This is a genomic window from Roseibium aquae, from assembly GCF_008711285.1.
GTDB classification, from domain to species: domain Bacteria; phylum Pseudomonadota; class Alphaproteobacteria; order Rhizobiales; family Stappiaceae; genus Roseibium; species Roseibium aquae.
In genome coordinates this window covers 41,160-58,656 of sequence record NZ_VXDC01000007.1, presented here as the reverse complement: position 1 = coordinate 58,656, position 17,497 = coordinate 41,160, and the positions used below count along the sequence as shown (strand labels likewise).

Sequence of the window (17,497 nt, the reverse complement as noted above, 5' to 3'; positions counted from 1 at the left end):
CGGGGCCAGGCAAGGGATTACTGGCCGCTCTTCACCGCGGTCCATGTCCGGGTCACCACACGCTGGATACGCGGATCGTAGGCGGTTACCGTGAAAAGATTGGCAACGGTCTCGTCCGACGGATAAATCGCCGGGTCGCCGATCACGTCGTCATTCAGGAACTCTTTCGAGGCCGCATTCCCGTTCGCGTAGTAGACGTAGTTTGAGGCTTTCGCCATCACCTCGGGACGCATGATGTAGTTCAGGAACTCGTGTGCCTCTTCCTTGTTTCGTGCATCGGCCGGGATCGCCATCTGGTCGAACCACATCTGTGCTCCCTCTTTGGGAATGATGTACTCAACAGTTACCCCGTTGTCGGCTTCCGCCGCACGGTCACGGGCCTGCAAGATGTCACCGGACCAGCCGACGGCAAGGCAGATGTCCCCATTCGCAAGGGCGTTGATATACTCGGACGAATGGAATTTCTGGATATAGGGCCGCACGCTTTTCAGAAGTTCACCGGCCTTCTCGATATCAGCGACGTCCTTGCTGTTCGGATCAAGACCGAGATAGTTCAAGGCTGCCGGGATCATCTCCGCCGGCGCGTCCAGCATGTGAACGCCGCATCCCTGAAGCTTCTGCAACTGCTCGGGATCAAACACGATGTCCCACGTATCCAGCGGGGCGTCCGCGCCGAGCGCTTCCTTCACCTTTTCCACATTGATCCCGATGCCGGTCGTGCCCCACATGTAGTTGATGGAATAGGCATTGCCGGGATCGTATTTCTCGACACGCTCCTCAATGTCGGGCCACATGTTCGAAAGATTGGGAAGCTTGGACTTGTCCAGCGGCATGAAGACGCCCGCCTGGATCTGCCGTGACAGGAAGGTCCCGGTCGGAACGACGACGTCGTAACCCGTGCCGCCGGCAAGCAGTTTCGTCTCAAGAATCTCGTTGCTGTCAAACACATCGTAGACAACATCGATCCCGGTCTCGGCCGTGAAGTCCGTGAGGATCGATTCGTCGATGTAGTCGGACCAATTGTAGACGTTGACCTTCCGGTCCTGCGCGTGCGCCATGCCTGCCATCAAAGCGAAGGCGGCAACTCCAGTCATCAAACCCTTGATCATTCCTGTCACTCCATTCGAGAAGGTTTGGCGGTCGTTCTTGGTCTTTTCCTTCTGGCCCGCCGCATTTTTTCAGGCGCTATTCCTGCTGTCTTTACCCTGCCACCGTCGGCCCCTTCCGGTCAAACGGGTAATGATCGAATATGCAGCGTTCTACCATCTGTTTTCGCTGAAAATTCAGGCAGCTAAAGATATGTCTGACGCTCCAGGGCCGAAATTTCACGCCCGAATTCGTTCAATTCCTCTTTCTTGATCTCGCCCAGAACCTTGTGCATGTCGGCACCGACGGCGCGCTTCATCCGTTCGGAATCCACAAACGCGTCGATCGCCTCATCCATCCAGGGCGTCAAGCGCTTGTGCTTCTTCTCGTAAGCATTGCCGATCACCGGAGCCGGCGGATCCACTTTGGCCGTCAGGCCCTCAAGCATGCCGGCCAGAATTCCGGTCAGAACCAGATAAGGATTGGCGTCAGCACCCGCGATGCGGTGTTCGATCCGCGCCGCTTCCGGGCTGCTGGCCGGAACCCGCAAGGCGACGGACCGGTTGTCGTATCCCCAGCAAATCGAAGTGGGCGCATAGGAGCCCGGCTGCATCCGGCGGAAGCCGTTGAATGTGGATGTGAAGAGCAACAAGGCTTCGGGCATCGTCTCCAGCAATCCGTTGATTGCGTGCCCCAGGCGTTCGCGCCCTTTATCACCTTCGGCGAAGATGTTCTTGCCGCCTTTTTCCATCGACACATGGACATGCATGCCGTTGCCCGGCCATTCCACATAGGGCTTGGCCATGAACGAGGCCTTGAGTTGGTGGCGCCGGGCCACGCCCGCCACGAGCCGCCGGAGCATGACCACGTCATCCGCCGCCAGCAGGGGATTCCGCCTGTGATGAAGGTTGAGTTCGAACTGTCCCGGCGCCGCTTCGGACACCGCGGCATCGGCGGGAATCCCCTGGATCTCGCAGGCGGCGCGCAAATCATCGACGACTGGAAGCAGGGCCTCCAGATCGGACAGTGCGTACATGTTTTGCCGCGCCGGACCAAGATGGGTGGAAAAAAGCGGTTTTGGCTGCTCCGTCCAATCGCCATCGCTTTCTTCGAAGAAATAAAACTCCAGCTCGAACGCGCAGGTGGCCGTGACCCCCAGTTCATCCGAAATCCGCGAGATCATGCGCTCCAGGACATGGCGTGGATCGATGAAAAACGGCGCACCGTCCCGGTGGTACATCGACAAGAGGACCTGAGCCGTTTTCCGGTCGACCCACGGAACGAGCTTCAAGGTTTCGGGGATCGGCCAGCACAGGCCATCCTTGTCCCCGGTTTCGATATGGAGTTCGGTTGCCTCGACCTCGCGCCCCCAAACATCCAGCCCGAAAAGCGAGAAGGGAAACGCGACCCCCTGCTCAAACACCTTTCTCAGCGCCGATCCCGGCAACCATTTTCCCCGCAAAACGCCGTTTGTATCCGGCAAGATGACTTCAAGCGTATCGAGGTCGGGATGCTCGGACATGAAGGCTTCAAAACCGAGCTGCCAACCCGGCTTGGCCGGGTGCTCGACATCATGGTGCGGGAGGTCAGCCGTCGACACGTTGTGCGCTCCTCATGATCTGGCGCGATCCTTCTGTTTGTCTGGCCGTGTTTATCTGGCCGGCAGGCCGGCCGCATCGACCGTGACCGTTCGGCAAACACCGGCTCGAAAAAGCGGCAATTGAACTCGAGATAAAATTGTGATCACTTTCTGAAAAGCGTGTCAAGCATACGTGCCGGTTGATCCGCGAAGGGCAAGGCCGGTCAAGGCGTCCACACGGCAAGACAGCTGCAAGGTGAAAAAGGGCATGTCAGATCGTGATGGGGAGCTTCATCCTGCAGCAATGTCCGCCGATCCGCGTCCGCGGACAAGCACCCGCCTTCAAGTGGAACAGGCGGTGCGGACCGCGCTCCTCACAGGCCGTTTCATCCCCGGCAAAGCCGTGACCCTTCGCGGCCTTGCCAAGGACCTCGGCGTCAGTCCGATGCCGGTGCGCGAGGTCATCCAACGCCTCGCGGCGGAGAACGCCCTTGAGATCCGGCTGAATGGCCGGGTGCAAGTTCCGGAAATGACAGCCCCGCGCTTCTCGGAAATCCTGAAGGCCCGCCTTCTTCTGGAACCGGAACTCGCGGAAATGGCGTTGCCGAAACTTGGAAAGACGGAAGCCTCGCGCCTGAAGGAACTCGACGACGCCCTGGATGCCAGCCTGGGAAGCGGGGACACGGAAGGCTACATGTTTCTCAACCACGCCTTCCATTTCGAGATCTACAAGGCAGCCCGGTCTCAAATCCTTTTGCCGCTCACGGAAAGCCTCTGGCTGCAATTCGCGCCTTACATGCGGACGGTTTACGGACGTGTTGGCACCTCAAGCCTGGTTGACTGGCACAAGGAAGCCATTAAAGCGGTCCATGACAGGGATGCCGGGGCCTTGCGCGGCGCCATCGCGGCGGACATCACCGAAGGGATGGGTATGCTCGGCCGGCGGGGGCTCGAAGCGATCAACCCTTGAAAATTTTGTGATCACAAACTACGAAGAAAAGCAGAGACGCAGACGCGCATTCCGATTTGTTCTCCCCGCCTTCAGGCCTTGCCGACCGTCATCTGCAAACCTGGTGTAGAACGAAATCGCCCTGCCCCTGCTGAACCGGAGCCAATCCAGTGACCGACAGTACGCCCCCTGCCACAAGTTCAACAACGGACAATCTTCTGGGCGTCCCCGACGGGGAGGCTGCCTTCGCCTGGTTGCGCGCCCGGAACATTCAAGACATCGAATGCATCGTGCCCGATCTGGCCGGGGTGGCGCGCGGCAAGATGATGCCGACGGAAAAATTCTTTTCCGGTCCGGTGATGACCATGCCGGCCTCGATCTTCGCCCAGACCATCTCCGGGGAATATCCGGAAGACGACGAGCGGTTCCAGCACAACCCGATCGACGGCGACCTTTATTTCCGGCCCGACTATTCGACCCTGACCTCCGTGCCGTGGGAAACGGATCCCACCGCCCAACTGATCCATGACGCCTTCAACCGGGAGGGCAAGCCGGTTGAGACCGCACCGCGCAACGTCCTGCGGCGGATCTTGAAGCTCTATGAGGAAAAAGGCTGGCAACCGGTCGTCGCCCCGGAGATCGAGTTCTATCTCGTCAAACCGAACACGGACCCGGACTACCCGCTTGAGCCGCCCACAGGCCGGTCGGGCCGCCCGGAGGTCGGACGCCAGTCCTACTCGATCTCCGCGCTGAACGAATTCGACGACCTCATCGACGACATCTACGACCTTTCGGAGCGGCAGGGCCTCGAGATCGACACCATGATCCACGAGGAAGGGGCCGCGCAGATGGAAATAAATCTGCGGCACGGCGAACCTCTCGCGCTCGCCGACCAGGTTTTCCTATTCAAACGAACCATCCGGGAAGCCGCCCTGCGGCACGACATGTATGCGACATTCATGTCCAAGCCCATGTCCAACCAGCCCGGATCTGCGATGCATGTTCATCAGTCGGTCCTTGATTCCACAACCGGCATGAACATCTTCTCCGAGCCGGACGGGGCGGAAACGCCCGAATTCCTCTCCTTCATCGCCGGCCATCAGGCGTATCTGCCATTCGTCACATGCATCATGGCCCCGTTCGTGAACTCCTACAGGCGCTTTGCGCGCAACTCGACCTCGCCGGTCAACGTGTATTGGGGCTACGACAACCGGACGGTCGGGCTCCGGGTCCCGTTTTCCGATCCCCAGTCCCGAAGACTGGAAAACCGGGTTCCCGGCTCCGATTGCAATCCTTATCTGGCCATCGCCGCGTCCCTTGCCTGCGGCTATTTGGGCATGGTCAAGGGCCTGACACCGGATACTCCGAAGAGTGACGACTGCAGCGGATTGGCAAAGTCCTTGCCGCGCGGCTTGCCGGAAGCCGTCAGCCTTTTCGAAAAGAACGAGGACATTCTCGACATCTTCGGCGAGAAGTTCGTCGCCACCTACCGGGCGATCAAATACGAGGAATTCGAGACCTTCATGTCCGTCATCAGCCCCTGGGAACGCGAATACCTGCTGCTCAACGTTTAACCCCGCATTGTCCGCGGCTTCGCGCGGACAGGAGACTTTGCCATGACGGTGCAATCCAACATCTATCCGACCAAGGCGCTGCAAGAGATGGACGCGGCACACCATCTGCATCCGTTCTCGGACATGAAGGCGCTGAACCAGGAAGGCAGCCGGATCATCACGAGCGCGACCGGGGTCTGGCTGACCGATTCGGATGGAAACAGGATCATGGACGGCATGGCCGGCCTGTGGTGCGTGCAGGTTGGGCACGGCCGGACCGAGATCGCCGATGCCGTTCACAAGCAAATGGTTGAACTGTCCTACTACAACACATTCTTCAAGACGACCCACCCGCCGGCGATCGAACTCTCAAGGAAGCTCGCAGAACTGGCGCCCCCGCATATCAACAGGGTTTTCTACTGCTCGTCCGGGTCCGAGGCCAATGACACCGTGTTCCGCATGGTGCGTTACTACTGGGACCAGATGGGCAAGCCGGACAAGAAGGTGATCATCAGCCGCTGGAACGGATATCACGGCTCGACCCTCGCCGGCACCAGCCTCGGCGGGATGAAAGCCATGCACGCCCAAGGCGACCTGCCGGTCCCCGGGGTCCACCATATCAACCAGCCCTACTGGTTTGGCGAAGGCGGAGACATGAGTCCGGACGAGTTCGGACTTCATGCGGCCAGGGAATTGGAGAAGGCCATCGACGAAATTGGCGAGAACAAGGTCGCCGCATTCATCGCCGAGCCGATCCAGGGCGCCGGAGGCGTCATCATCCCGCCGGACACATACTGGCCGGAAGTCCAGCGGATCTTGAAGGAGCGCGATATCCTTTTTGTCGCCGACGAGGTCATTTGCGGCTTTGGGCGGCTCGGGCGCTGGTTCGGTTCGGACTATTACGGGATTGAACCGGATTTGATGCCGATCGCGAAGGGTCTTACCTCTGGTTATCTGCCCATGGGCGGTGTTCTGGTCTCAGACCGGGTTGCGGAGGGCGTTGTCGGAAAGGGCGGTGATTTCAATCACGGCTATACCTATTCCGGCCATCCCGCCTGCGCGGCCGCAGCCCTTGCGAACCTTGCGATCATCGAGCGCGAGGGACTGGTCGAGCGCGTTGCGAACGACATCGGCCCCTATCTGAAGGAACGCTGGCTGAAACTGGCTGACCACCCGCTGGTGGGAGAAGCGCGCATGACCGGCCTCGTGGGCGCGCTGGAACTCGTTCCTGACAAGGCCGACCGCCACAAACGCTTCAAGGATGTCGGCGTCCCGGGGCTGCTTTGCCGGGATATCTCGTTCGAGAACGGGCTGGTCATGCGCGCGGTGCGCGACAGCATGATCATTTCGCCGCCGCTGGTCCTTTCCCATGAAGAGGCCGATTTCCTCGTCGCCACGGCCGAAAAGACCTTGAACGACACCTACCGGATCCTGAAGCGCGATGGTTGGATGGGATAAGCCCCCTCGCGCGCGGTATTTTCCCGGCAGTCATAAAACCATCACTTTGTTGCCTCCGGCTCCTCTGGCAGACTTCCCGCATGACGGGAGGAAAGCGCGATGGACACGCTGAAAATTGCATTCTGGAACCTGCAGAACCTGTTCGATACAACAGAAAGCGAGATTGCAGCGGATCTCGAATTCACGCCCGCCGCCGGTTGGACGCCGGAAGCTGTCGACGCCAAGTTCGAGAACCTGATCGAGGTGCTGGCCGGGCTGTTCGACGGCACAGGGCCGGACCTGTTGGGCGTGTGCGAAATCGAGAATGAGGCCCTGCTGCAGAGGCTGGCCGACGGACTCAATGCCGCGCTGAACCGGACAGACCTGGTCATTGCCTCGGACGAAAGCGCGGACATTCGCGGGATCGACTGCGGTCTCATCTATTCCGCGAACCAGTTCGATCTGAACGGCGACCCGGTCGGGCATCTCGTGCATTTCCGCTATCCGACGCGCGATATCTTCGAAGTCCCGCTTCGTGTAAAATCAAACGGCGCGGAGCTTGTCGTCTATGTCACCCACTGGCCATCCCGGCGCGGCAACGCGGAAGGCAGCGAGGCGTTCCGGATCGCGGTCGCCTCGCATCTGGGCCGGCTTGTCGATGCGCAGTTGAAGCTCGACCTTGAGACCCTCCTGTCCGAAGAGAACCTTGAACCGCTGTTCGACGACATGAAGGCGCGTTGGAACCGGAACATCCTGATCATGGGCGATCTGAACGACGACCCGTTCAACCGCTCCGTCATGGCGGAGCTGCGAGCCTCCAATTCGCTCGACGGTATCGAGGAGGAGATGAAGCTGCCCCAGGACGACCGGCTGAACCCGGATCCCCAAAAGCGGAAAAAATCGGACGTCGCACGCTATGTCGGCCAGGAGGCAGACCTTTACAATCTGTCCTGGGGCCCTCTTGGGGTGTCCGGCGCGGGAACCATCTTTTTTTCACCGCGCGATCACAAACGGTCCAAGCAGATGTTCGATCAGATGATCGTTTCCCGCGGCCTGGCGCTTGGCCTGTCCGGATTGCAGATGGTCGAGGATGACTTTGCCATCGCCGCACCGAAGGTCATGTGGACCAACTCGAGCCTGCCCGGCGATGCGCCCCGCCACCGTGTCCGGCCGAAAGCCTTCGACCCGGCATCAGGAAAGGGCTATTCCGACCATTTTCCGGTGACGGGTAGCCTTCGTGTGGAGAGCGGCCAGGACGGTTAGGACGTCCCCTCGAAACGGGCCCGGCGCCCTTTCACTCGGCAGCGTCCCGGAACTCCCGTGCCGACCGGCGTGCCCAGGGACGGGTGCCTTCTGGAATTTCCTCGACCGTTTCGACCGGCTGGAGATATTTGGTAACTTCCGGCCACTCCCCGGCCCTCAAGGCCTTCAGGACTTCCGGCTTGGTGATCTCGAAACTGGTCACCCCGCAGCGGCGCGCGAGCGGCATCTGATCGAGGATGTAAGCGCCCACTGCCCGGATATCCCCTTCATACCCCATCTGCTCGCGCAGGATACGCGCCGCCGAAAATCCGCGGCCATCCGAAAAGCTCGGAAAAACCACGGCCACGAGAGGGATGCGGCCCAAGTAGGGCGCAAGGTGCTCGACCTTGTCGGCGGGTTCGATCAGAACGCCGAACGGCTCGGTCCGCTCGGTCAAGGCTGACGGATCCTCCAGGAACCGCCCAAGCGGCACCAGAACGGTCCCGGAGACCGGCAGGGCCGCTTCAATTTCAAGCCGTTGCCAGTCTTCCTGGAAAAAGCTGCCGTCCTTGTAGATCGTTGTCATCGGATCGCGTCCCTTCACTCCTGAATACCACTGCCACCGGGTTCATCTTCCGAAGCCGGGCGGTGAATGCCGCACTCTGTCTTGTCTTGTCCGCGCCAGCGCCCGGCGCGCGGGTCCTCGCCGGGCGCGACCTTGCTCGTGCAGGGCAAACACCCGATGGACGGGTAGCCCTGCGCGACCAAGGGATGCGGCGGCAGGTCATGGGTCTTGGCATAGGACAACACGTCGTCAGCGGACCATGCCGCCAGCGGGTTGACCTTGATGCGCCCGCCTTCGGCCTCAAAAACATCCAGCACGGCCCGCGTGTTGCTTTGGTGGCGCTTCCGGCCCGAGATCCAGGCGGAGAACCCGCCCAAGACCCTCTCCAAAGGCAGAACCTTACGGATATGACAGCAGGCATCCGTATCGCTCATCCAGAGCATTCCACCAGGATCTTTTTCCGACAGATCAGCCTCGGCCGGAAGTTCGGAACGCACGTCCGTCAGTCCAAGTCGGCTGATCATGCGGTCCCGGTAGCGCAGTGTCTCTGGAAACAGCTTGCCGGTGTCTATGAACACCACCGGAGTCGCCGGATCGATTTGCGACACCATGTGCAACAGCACCGAGGAATCGGCCCCAAAGCTCGAAATCAGGGCAATTTCTCCGCTGAAATGTTCGCGGATTGCTGCCTTCAGGATGTCCGTCGCATCGGCCCCTTCGAACCTGGCGTTGAGCAATCGGGCTTCTGCGCCAAGACCAAGGTCCGGGTCGTGGGCCGCGGTCAGACTAGGCATCAACACCATAGAGAGCCTCCTTGAACGGCGCTTCACCGACCCGGCGATAGGCTTCCAGGAAAGTTTCTTCGTTCGTCTGGCGCAGACCCAGATAGGTGTCGACCAGCTTCTCGATGGCATCGACAACCTCTTCCGACGAGAAGCCGCGACCAATAATCTCGCCAATGGAGGCGTTCTCGTTGGCCGAGCCGCCAAGCGTGACCTGATAGAATTCCTCCCCCTTCTTCTCCAGGCCGAGAATGCCAATGTGCCCCACATGGTGGTGACCACAGGCGTTGATGCAGCCGGAAATCTTGATCTTCAGTTCGCCGATCTCCGCCTGGCGCTCGGGCGTTCCGAACCGCTCCGATATCCGCTGGGCAACCGGGATGGAGCGAGCCGTGGCCAACGCGCAATAGTCCATGCCGGGGCACGCAATGATGTCGGTTATGAGACCGGCATTGCCTTCCGCGATGCCGGCCGCGACAAGCCGGTCAAACAGGGCCGGCAGATCGTCCAGCTTCACATGCGGCAAGATCACGTTCTGCTCATGGGAGATGCGGATTTCATCATGGCCAAACTGTTCAGCCAGATCCGCGATCACGTCCATCTGTGCGTCCGACGCATCGCCCGGGATGCCGCCGATCGGCTTCATCGAGAGCGTCACGGACGTATAGCCCGGCACCCGGTGGGGATTGAGATTGTGCGCGACAAACTGCGCGAAAGCCGCATCGCTCTTGCGGCGCGCATCCACGGCGGCGGACGTTTCGGCCCGGACTTCCAACGGCGGCGGGGCGAAATAGGCCTCGATGCGCCGGACTTCCTCTTCGGGCAAGAGCAAAACACCGAAGCGGATTTTTTCGAATTCCGCCTCGATATCTGCCTTCAGGTCTTCCAGACCGGTTTCGTGAACAAGGATCTTGATGCGCGCCTTGTACTTGTTGTCCCGGCGGCCGTAACGGTTGTAAACGCGCAGGATCGCCTCGGAATAAGCCAACAGATCTTCTTCCGGCAGGAATTCACGCACTTTACGGCCGATCATCGGGGTGCGGCCGAGGCCACCACCCACGAAGACCTCAAAGCCGATCTCACCGGCCTCGTTGCGGGTCAGTTGCAGGCCAATATCATGAACCTGAACCGCAGCGCGGTCGTGCGGCGCGCCGGTGATCGCGATCTTGAACTTGCGCGGCAGGAACGAGAATTCCGGGTGGAGCGACGACCACTGGCGCAGAATCTCGGCATAGGGACGCGGATCGGCGATCTCGTCGGCGGCCGCGCCCGCGAAATGGTCTGCGGTCACATTCCGGATGCAGTTGCCGGAGGTCTGGATCGCGTGCATCTCCACTTCCGCCAGCTCCTCGAGGATCTTCGGGGTATCCTCCAGCTTCGGCCAATTGAACTGGATGTTCTGCCGGGTCGTGAAGTGACCGTAGCCCTTGTCATAGGTCCGCGCGATATGCGCCAGCTTGCGCATCTGGCGGCCATTGAGCGTGCCATAGGGAATGGCAACCCGCAGCATGTAGGCGTGAAGCTGAAGGTACAGGCCGTTCATGAGACGCAGCGGCTTGAACTCATCTTCAGACAGTTCGCCGGCCAGACGGCGGCGGACCTGATCCTTGAACTGTTCGGTGCGCTGGGTGACGAAACTGGCGTCAAATTCGTCGTAGCGGTACATTTTTGCGTCTCCTTCGGGCGCTGCCGGTGCCCGGCGCTGCCATGTCTTCAAACGGATGGATCAGGCAGAAACGGCCTGTGCTTGCTTGCCCAAATTCGGGTGCGTGGTCGGTCCGGCCGCTCGGATTTTCTCCCGCAGGCGCTTTGGTGTGATGACGCCGTTTTCAAGCGTGACGTCCGTATCGTAGACCCCAACGACTTCCTGGTTTTTTTCCGCAGCCGCACCGGTCGCCAAGGCGCCTGCAACGGCGTCCTTGCCCTCAAAAACCTCGGCCATGGTGATCCGCTCCACCCAGGCGTTGCCCGCGCCAAGCCAGACGACGTCGCCATCCAGAAGTCGATTGGCGGTAATCACTTTCATTTCTCTCTCCTTAAGCCGCCGCAACAGCAGCCATAGGCGCGAGACCCAAAGGCTCGGCTTGTTCCAGGGCGGCGTGGCCGACGGCCTCGCCAATGACAATCAGGACGGGTCCGTCGATTTCCGCGCGGTTCGAAAGCGCCGAGAGATCGGACAGCGTGCCGGCAAACTGCCGTTCGTCCGGGTGCGCGGCGTTCTCAATCACCGCCACCGGCGTCTCGGGGCGAAGACCTGCGCCGATCATCTTGTCGGCAACGGCGGCAGCAACAGTCCGGCCCATGTAAACGGCAACGGTCGCACCTTTCAGCGCCAGCCCCGCCCAATCCGGCAGGGTTTCGGATTTGGCGTTGTGCCCGGTGGCAAAAACAAGATTGGACGCAACACCGCGCAAGGTCAGCGGGATCTGCGCGGACGCCGCTGCCGCAAAGGCAGCCGTAACGCCGGGGACGATTTCAAAGCCGATCCCACCGGCGCGAAGCGCCTCCATTTCTTCCGCCGCGCGCCCGAAGATCATCGGGTCCCCTGCCTTCAGGCGCACCACCTTCTTGCCATCCCGGCCAAGTTCAACCAGCAGCTCCGAAATCTCGGATTGCGGCACGGAATGCGCGCCCTTGCGCTTGCCGACAGAAACGCGCTCCGCATCCCGGCGGCCCATGGCGACCACGCCGGCGGGCACAAGGGCGTCATGCACGATGACATCCGCCTCCTGCAGCAAACGCTGCGCGCGCAGCGTCAAGAGATCCTCGGCACCCGGCCCGGCACCGACCAGCCAGACGAAACCAGGCTCATCGGCCATCCCGTTCAACAGCCGCTGGGCTTCCGAGCGCGCGACATCGGGCTTGCCCGCAAACACATTCGTGGCGACAGAGCCGGAAAAGAACCGCGCCCAGAAGTTCCGGCGCAGGTTTCCGTCCGTGATGACTTTCGCCGCCGCATCCCGGAAGCTTTCCGCCAGCCGGGCAAGCTGCCCCGTGGAGCGCGGCAGCATGGCTTCGATCCGGGCCCGGATATGGCGGGCTAGCACGGGGCCGACGCCGGTTGACGTGATGGCAACGGCGATCGGCGCCCGGTTCACCAGCGCGCCAGTGTAAAAATCGCAGAGCTCGGGTTTGTCGACCGCGTTGACAGGAACGCCCAGGATCCGGGCTGCATCGACGACCGCCTTGTCGAGGGCCCAGTCCTCCCGCGCCGAGAACACCATGGCAGCGCCGGTCAGATGCCTTGGCAGAAAATCGCTGTCGACATGTTCGGCCTCGAAAAGATCAACAGCCTCTTGCAGGTCGGGCTCGATATCCTTGCCAATCACCACGATATGCGCATTGGTTTCGCCCAGCAGGCGCACCTTCGCCGCTGCCTCGCCGCCATGACCGACAACGAGGACACGCTTGCCCGCCACCTTCATGAAGGCGGGAAAAACATCCAGACGGTGTTCCGACGGCTTGCGCGACTTTTCAGTGTTTCCGCGGCGTGCAGCCATGGCGGCTCTCCATTCCCCAAACATATCTGCAAACGTAAGCAGGTCGGGCAGGATCCGCCGGGCACGGGTTTCCAAAGCCGCATGCAAAAGCGAAATTTTTTTCGAAGGATCGGATTGCGTCCAAAACGCTGCGCGGTTCGCATGCAAACCACCACGCCCGGAAGGTTGAGCAATCCGGTCTTTGCCGGTGGAGCCGCACGAGAGGGAAAACTTGTTTCCCGGCAGCAACACCGTTACCAAGGGCCACAACTTGGTCACCGGAGATGCGGTAACCGTTCCCCTTCCCTGCAGACGGTCGTGACTGCCACATGCGCGTTATATTTCAGACTGCCCTACTGTCGAGCGTCCTTTTTTCAGCCATGGCTTCGTTCCCGGCCTATGGCCAGGAGACCTCCCAAAACGATGTCTTCTGGGAAACCAGCTGTAACGGCGCGGTCCGCGAGACGTCAAATCTGACCTGCCAGGCGACACAACGGGTGGTGACAACGCAAGGTGGACAGCTTGTTTTCAAGATCGACGTGATTTACCCGCAGCAGGGCCAGCAGCCGGTATTGGCTATACAAGCACCGCTCGGCTTCTATCTTCCGGGCAAGCTTGGACTTGCCGTTGATGGCACCCGTTTGCGGGACCTGGATGTCGCCACTTGCGACAATCGCGGATGCTTCCTTCAGGTTGCGGCGGAAGACGACCTGATTTCCGCGATGAAGGCGGGCGGAAAGCTCCAGATTGACTTTGCGACAACCGCGGGGAATCGCCAAACGCTGGAACTGCCTTTGACAGGCTTCACCAAGGCCATTGACTCTATCGACTGAAAGATGTGGCGAGCGGAAGACCGTCCGCCCAGCCACTTCCTTTGCGCCTATCTCAAGGCCTGCAAAATAGAGACGTAGTTGGCCACGGCGGCCCCGCCCATGTTGAAGATGCCGCCGAGCTCCGCGTTCCTCACCTGGATATCGCCGGCTTCTCCGGAAAGCTGCATGGCCGTCATGACATGCATGGAGACGCCGGTTGCCCCGATGGGGTGACCCTTTGCCTTCAATCCGCCGGACGGGTTGACCGGCAGCCTTCCGTCCATCTGGGTCCAGCCCTCGTTGATGGCCCGCGCGCCCTCGCCTTCCGCTGTCAGACCCATCGCTTCATATTCGATGAGTTCGGCGATGGTGAAGCAGTCGTGGGTTTCCACGAATGAAAGGTCCTCAAGCGCAAGGCCTGCGTCGCCGAGGGCCTGGCCCCAGGCTTTTGAACATCCCTCGAACTTCAGAATGTCGCGCTTCGACATCGGCAGGAAATCCTGCACGTGGGCCAGCGAACGGAAAGCGACAGCCTTGTTCATGCCCAGCGCCGTGGCCGTATCGGTCAGCACCATGGCGGCCGCGCCGTCGGAGACGAGAGAACAATCGGTCCGCTTCAAGGGACCCGCGACAAACGGGTTTTTCTCGCTTTCGGCGCGACAGAAGTCAAAACCGAGGTCCTTGCGCATCTGGGCGTAGGGATTTCCGACACCGTTCTTGTGGTTCTTCGCGGCGATCCCCGCCAAGGCATCGGATTGGTCGCCATATCTTTGGAAATAGGCATCGGCGATCTTTCCGAACACGCCGGCAAAGCCGGCAGGCATGTCGCCGTCTTCTTTCAGGTAGGACGCCTTCAACAGGTTCTTGCCGATTTCCGGGCCCGGCGTTGTCGTCATCTGCTCGACGCCAACGACCAGGACGACCCGGGCCGCGCCGCTTCGGATCGCGCGCACACCTTGATGAACAGCCGCCGAACCTGTGGCACAGGCGTTTTCAACTCGCGTCGCGGGCTTGAACCGGAGCGCGTCGTCGGCCTGCAACACGAGCGACGCCGTGAAGTCCTGGGCCGAGAAACCGGCGTTGAAGTGACCCAGATAGATTTCGTCCACATCCTCGGGCGAGATGCCCGCGTCGGAGATCGCATCCGTCGCAACCTTGACGACCAGGCTTTCAACCGTTTCGTCCGCGTGCTTTCCAAACGGCAAGTGCGCCCAGCCAACCATTGCAGCAGTCATGTGTTGCTCCTCTCGCTCGCCCGGCACAGCGTGCCGCAGCCACTGAAGGTTCTTTTTCCCGAAGGATCTTCAAGATTTCCCGGCGACAAGATTTCACTTGGCCTTGGGTTTGACAAGGATATTTTGACCAAAACGTAATTTAATCTATATTTCTTTATATATTACATATACTTGATCCTTTATTCCAAGCTAAAGAACGGCCGGTCCGGTCGAATAATATCCCGCGATCACACGGTTTCATAAGGGTGTCATTGTCCGACGGTATTCGACCAGTGTTTTCATCAGATCTATTTTTGATCGTTTCAATCGAGTTGGCCGGTCCCTCCAAGGGCCGGCCTTTTCGCGTGCGCGGTGCGACAGCCGAGACCGCGTCCTCCGGCATTGGCGATTCTTCCGCCGTGTTGTCCGCCGATGGTCAACCCGGCCCTGAACGACAGGTCTTCCACATGCTGTCCCCTTTTCCAAATGCCGCCCCCGTTGACATAGTGAGCCGGGCGGCGCGCGCCTCGGGCGTTTTGTTTGAAACGCCCAAAGATGCGCGGCCACTCAAGACGCGATCAGCCTAGGGCGTGAAATCGGTTCCGAATAAACACCCGGTGATTTAGACAGTCGTCAAGGTTCCGGCCAGCCGCAGACATACCAGAGGATATCCATGACCGATCGATTGCCGCTTTCCGCATTCATCATCGCCAGGAACGAAGCGGACCGGATACCGCGCGCGATCGCCAGTGTTTCGGGTTGGGTTGACGAAGTTGTTGTCATCGACAGCGGATCGGAGGACAAAACGGTGGAGCGGGCCCGGCAGGCCGGTGCCCGTGTCATCACCAATCCGTGGCCCGGATATGGACCGCAGAAACGCTTTGGCGAAGACCAGTGCCGCAACGACTGGCTGCTGAACCTCGATGCGGATGAGGAAGTGACCCCGGAACTGGCGGCGGAAATCCAAACGGCGTTCAAGACTGGAACCCACAAATCCGCCGATCACTGGCGGATCATGATCCGCGATGTCTATGCCCATGAAGACAAACCCGCTCCCTGGGCCTACGGCTATCATCAAATCCGGCTTTACGACCGCACCAAAGGGCGCTTTTCCCATTCGACGGTCCACGACACCGTGCGCCCCGACGAAGGCACGCGGGTGAAATCGCTGTCCGGCATCATGGCGCACCGGTCCATCCGCTCGCTGACGTTTCAGGTCGACAAATACAACCGCTATTCAGACATGCAAGTTGCGGATCTGACGGCCCGCGGACGCACGCTCCCGCGCTGGAGATTGCTGACGGAATTTCCTGCTGCTTTCCTGAAGGCGTATTTTGTCCGCAGATATCTCAGATACGGATGGTGGGGCCTGATCCTGAGCGTGAACTATGCCCATGCACGGTTTCTGCGCGTGGCCAAGGTTCACGAAAAACGGCTGGCTGGGGACAAGGGTCTGAACGGTCCCGCGCAATCTCAGTAAGCCTCAGGCGGGCACATCCTGCTCGACCGGCTTGGGTTGTTTCCTCAAGACCCGGATAGGCTGCCGGATTCCGGACACACGATTGTACTGTTCCAGGCGCCTGATTGTCGTTTCCGTCAGTTGGTGACCGCCGGCAAGAACCAGTTCGTGCGAGATTTCCGTGCGGACGTCATCGGACAAAATGTCCCCGACACGCAAGGCCCGAAGATAACACAGGACAGCGACCCGTCCCTCGACCGAGTCTGCCTGTTCCAGAAACAATTCCTTGGCCAGCTTGAGAAGCTTGGGGTCATACCTGTGACCGTTGATCCTCAGCGCCCCGAAGGCGGCCGCGTCGACGCCCGTCTCAGGACTGGCATACCAAAGGTCGGTGAGGAGCTTGATGATCCGCGCCGCGATCGGGATATCTTCCCCCTTGGGACCGCCCTTTGGAAAACCCGATCCGTCATAGCCACGGTTCGACAGGTAAAGGACCTCGGCCACACGCTCCATTTGGGGGATATTCTTCAACAGATCGCGGGTCTGGTTTGGCGCGCGCGCCAGGATGTCACGTTCCTGCTCCGACAAACTCTTGGCCGCGCGGTAGCGCGTGAGAATGTCTTTGGGAAGGAGGGCCTCGCCAAGGGGCGACAGCATCACGGCCATCTGAAGTTCCCAGGTTTTTTCGAGCCCCAAGGCCCTGGCCATCCGCAGAGCCTGCTGGCGCATCGGGCCCGTCCGGCGAAATGCATCGCCGTGAAACAAGGTCAGAACCTCGATCAACATCTTGACCGAGCCCGCGAGCGTCCGCTCGAGCAGAGCGCGATCATGGATCATCTGCTTGTGGTGGGCGACCGCGCCACGAACCGCCGCAAGAAACTGCGGTGCCGGACATGGCTTGGTCAGATACATGAAAAGGTGCCCCTCATTCACCGCGCGCAGCACAAGGTCGAGGGATTGCTCCTTGGTCAGCATGATCCGGGCCGTATACGGCGCCAGGCTTTCACAGGTCTTGTGAAACTCGACCCCGCCGCGGCCGGGCAGATTGAAACTGCTCACCACAACCGCAATGCCGGTGTTCTGCTTGAGCCACTTCAGGGCCTCTTCAGAATCGAAGAAAGAAACGACAACATACTCGTCAGCAACCAGCTGACGAAACATCTTGTGCACCTCGGGGTCGCCATCGGCGACCATAATGGTGGATCTATCCTGCAATTCTCGAGCTCCAGCTCACAAACCGCACACCAACCCGCTGCACCGGGACCGAATCTCCGAATCAGCCAAATACGCAGCCTAGCCGCGAAGTCTTACCCAAGTCCTTCAGTCCCACCGAAGATTGT

General features: G+C 60.3%; 15 protein-coding genes. 6 read left to right on the top strand and 9 right to left on the bottom strand.

Annotation, left to right across the window (positions count from 1 at the left end):
• Positions 1-17: 17 nt before the first annotated feature.
• Together F0184_RS12270 and F0184_RS12265 are read right to left on the bottom strand one after the other, a co-directional pair.
• Entirely contained in the window at positions 18-1,109 is a 1,092-nt protein-coding gene (locus F0184_RS12270) for a polyamine ABC transporter substrate-binding protein (protein ID WP_150496489.1), read from the bottom strand.
• Positions 1,110-1,291: 182 nt separating this feature from the next.
• Entirely contained in the window at positions 1,292-2,686 is a 1,395-nt protein-coding gene (locus F0184_RS12265) for a glutamine synthetase family protein (RefSeq protein ID WP_244299149.1), read from the bottom strand.
• A 247-nt stretch (positions 2,687-2,933) separates the two neighbouring features.
• Here F0184_RS12265 and F0184_RS12260 point away from each other — a divergent pair, with 247 nt between their 5' ends.
• The 4 genes from F0184_RS12260 (at position 2,934) to F0184_RS12245 (ending at position 7,867) form a co-directional block, all read left to right on the top strand.
• Positions 2,934-3,635, top strand: a complete 702-nt coding sequence (locus tag F0184_RS12260) for a GntR family transcriptional regulator (RefSeq protein WP_208998454.1) — start codon at positions 2,934-2,936, stop codon at positions 3,633-3,635.
• A gap of 149 nt (positions 3,636-3,784) precedes the next feature.
• Positions 3,785-5,188, top strand: coding sequence for a glutamine synthetase family protein (locus F0184_RS12255; protein ID WP_150496488.1), 1,404 nt, complete (start codon positions 3,785-3,787; stop codon positions 5,186-5,188).
• 42 nt (positions 5,189-5,230) lie between these two features.
• Positions 5,231-6,625: an aspartate aminotransferase family protein gene (locus tag F0184_RS12250; protein ID WP_150496487.1), complete on the top strand. Its 1,395-nt coding sequence runs from the start codon at positions 5,231-5,233 to the stop codon at positions 6,623-6,625.
• Positions 6,626-6,724: 99 nt separating this feature from the next.
• Entirely contained in the window at positions 6,725-7,867 is a 1,143-nt protein-coding gene (locus tag F0184_RS12245; protein WP_150496486.1) for an endonuclease/exonuclease/phosphatase family protein, read from the top strand.
• Between the two features lie 31 nt (positions 7,868-7,898).
• Here F0184_RS12245 and F0184_RS12240 read toward each other — a convergent pair whose 3' ends face one another.
• From F0184_RS12240 to cysG, 5 genes are read right to left on the bottom strand one after another with little or no spacing between them, the layout of a single operon-like run.
• Positions 7,899-8,432 carry a DUF934 domain-containing protein gene (locus F0184_RS12240; protein ID WP_150496485.1) on the bottom strand — a complete coding sequence of 178 codons (534 nt, stop codon included), beginning with the start codon at positions 8,430-8,432 and terminating at the stop codon, positions 7,899-7,901.
• A gap of 14 nt (positions 8,433-8,446) precedes the next feature.
• The gene (locus tag F0184_RS12235) at positions 8,447-9,214 is read right to left on the bottom strand and encodes a phosphoadenylyl-sulfate reductase (protein ID WP_150496484.1); all 768 of its coding nucleotides are present in this window, start codon (positions 9,212-9,214) and stop codon (positions 8,447-8,449) included.
• Positions 9,198-10,859, bottom strand: coding sequence for a nitrite/sulfite reductase (locus F0184_RS12230; protein WP_150496483.1), 1,662 nt, complete (start codon positions 10,857-10,859; stop codon positions 9,198-9,200). The genes F0184_RS12235 and F0184_RS12230 overlap by 17 nt, the downstream gene beginning before the upstream one ends.
• Before the next feature lie 60 nt (positions 10,860-10,919).
• Positions 10,920-11,219 carry a DUF2849 domain-containing protein gene (locus F0184_RS12225; protein WP_150496482.1) on the bottom strand — a complete coding sequence of 100 codons (300 nt, stop codon included), beginning with the start codon at positions 11,217-11,219 and terminating at the stop codon, positions 10,920-10,922.
• 10 nt (positions 11,220-11,229) lie between these two features.
• Positions 11,230-12,693, bottom strand: coding sequence for a siroheme synthase CysG (gene cysG, locus F0184_RS12220; RefSeq protein ID WP_150496481.1), 1,464 nt, complete (start codon positions 12,691-12,693; stop codon positions 11,230-11,232).
• 308 nt (positions 12,694-13,001) lie between these two features.
• Between cysG and F0184_RS12215 the strand changes: the two genes are divergently transcribed.
• Positions 13,002-13,505 (top strand): invasion associated locus B family protein, encoded by a 504-nt coding sequence (locus F0184_RS12215; protein WP_150496480.1) that lies wholly within the window; start codon positions 13,002-13,004, stop codon positions 13,503-13,505.
• A gap of 47 nt (positions 13,506-13,552) precedes the next feature.
• On the opposite strand, the gene F0184_RS12210 is transcribed toward F0184_RS12215, so the two are convergent.
• Positions 13,553-14,719 (bottom strand): acetyl-CoA acetyltransferase, encoded by a 1,167-nt coding sequence (locus F0184_RS12210; protein ID WP_150496479.1) that lies wholly within the window; start codon positions 14,717-14,719, stop codon positions 13,553-13,555.
• Between the two features lie 652 nt (positions 14,720-15,371).
• Here F0184_RS12210 and F0184_RS12205 point away from each other — a divergent pair.
• Complete coding sequence (locus F0184_RS12205; protein ID WP_150496478.1) at positions 15,372-16,178, top strand: glycosyltransferase family 2 protein; 807 nt, start codon at positions 15,372-15,374, stop codon at positions 16,176-16,178.
• A 3-nt stretch (positions 16,179-16,181) separates the two neighbouring features.
• Here F0184_RS12205 and F0184_RS12200 read toward each other — a convergent pair whose 3' ends face one another.
• Positions 16,182-17,372, bottom strand: coding sequence for an HD domain-containing phosphohydrolase (locus F0184_RS12200; RefSeq protein WP_208998453.1), 1,191 nt, complete (start codon positions 17,370-17,372; stop codon positions 16,182-16,184).
• Positions 17,373-17,497: the final 125 nt, after the last annotated feature.

Excerpts from the sequence above, each read along its gene's own strand:
- F0184_RS12270 (WP_150496489.1), bottom strand. The coding sequence starts at position 1,109 with ATGATCAAGGGTTTGATGACTGGAGTTGCCGCCTTCGCTTTGATGGCA.
- F0184_RS12260 (WP_208998454.1), top strand. The coding sequence starts at position 2,934 with ATGTCAGATCGTGATGGGGAGCTTCATCCTGCAGCAATGTCCGCCGAT.
- F0184_RS12250 (WP_150496487.1), top strand. The coding sequence starts at position 5,231 with ATGACGGTGCAATCCAACATCTATCCGACCAAGGCGCTGCAAGAGATG.
- F0184_RS12245 (WP_150496486.1), top strand. The coding sequence starts at position 6,725 with ATGGACACGCTGAAAATTGCATTCTGGAACCTGCAGAACCTGTTCGAT.
- F0184_RS12240 (WP_150496485.1), bottom strand. The coding sequence starts at position 8,432 with ATGACAACGATCTACAAGGACGGCAGCTTTTTCCAGGAAGACTGGCAA.
- F0184_RS12235 (WP_150496484.1), bottom strand. The coding sequence starts at position 9,214 with ATGGTGTTGATGCCTAGTCTGACCGCGGCCCACGACCCGGACCTTGGT.
- F0184_RS12230 (WP_150496483.1), bottom strand. The coding sequence starts at position 10,859 with ATGTACCGCTACGACGAATTTGACGCCAGTTTCGTCACCCAGCGCACC.
- F0184_RS12225 (WP_150496482.1), bottom strand. The coding sequence starts at position 11,219 with ATGAAAGTGATTACCGCCAATCGACTTCTGGATGGCGACGTCGTCTGG.
- cysG (WP_150496481.1), bottom strand. The coding sequence starts at position 12,693 with ATGGCTGCACGCCGCGGAAACACTGAAAAGTCGCGCAAGCCGTCGGAA.
- F0184_RS12215 (WP_150496480.1), top strand. The coding sequence starts at position 13,002 with ATGCGCGTTATATTTCAGACTGCCCTACTGTCGAGCGTCCTTTTTTCA.
- F0184_RS12210 (WP_150496479.1), bottom strand. The coding sequence starts at position 14,719 with ATGACTGCTGCAATGGTTGGCTGGGCGCACTTGCCGTTTGGAAAGCAC.
- F0184_RS12205 (WP_150496478.1), top strand. The coding sequence starts at position 15,372 with ATGACCGATCGATTGCCGCTTTCCGCATTCATCATCGCCAGGAACGAA.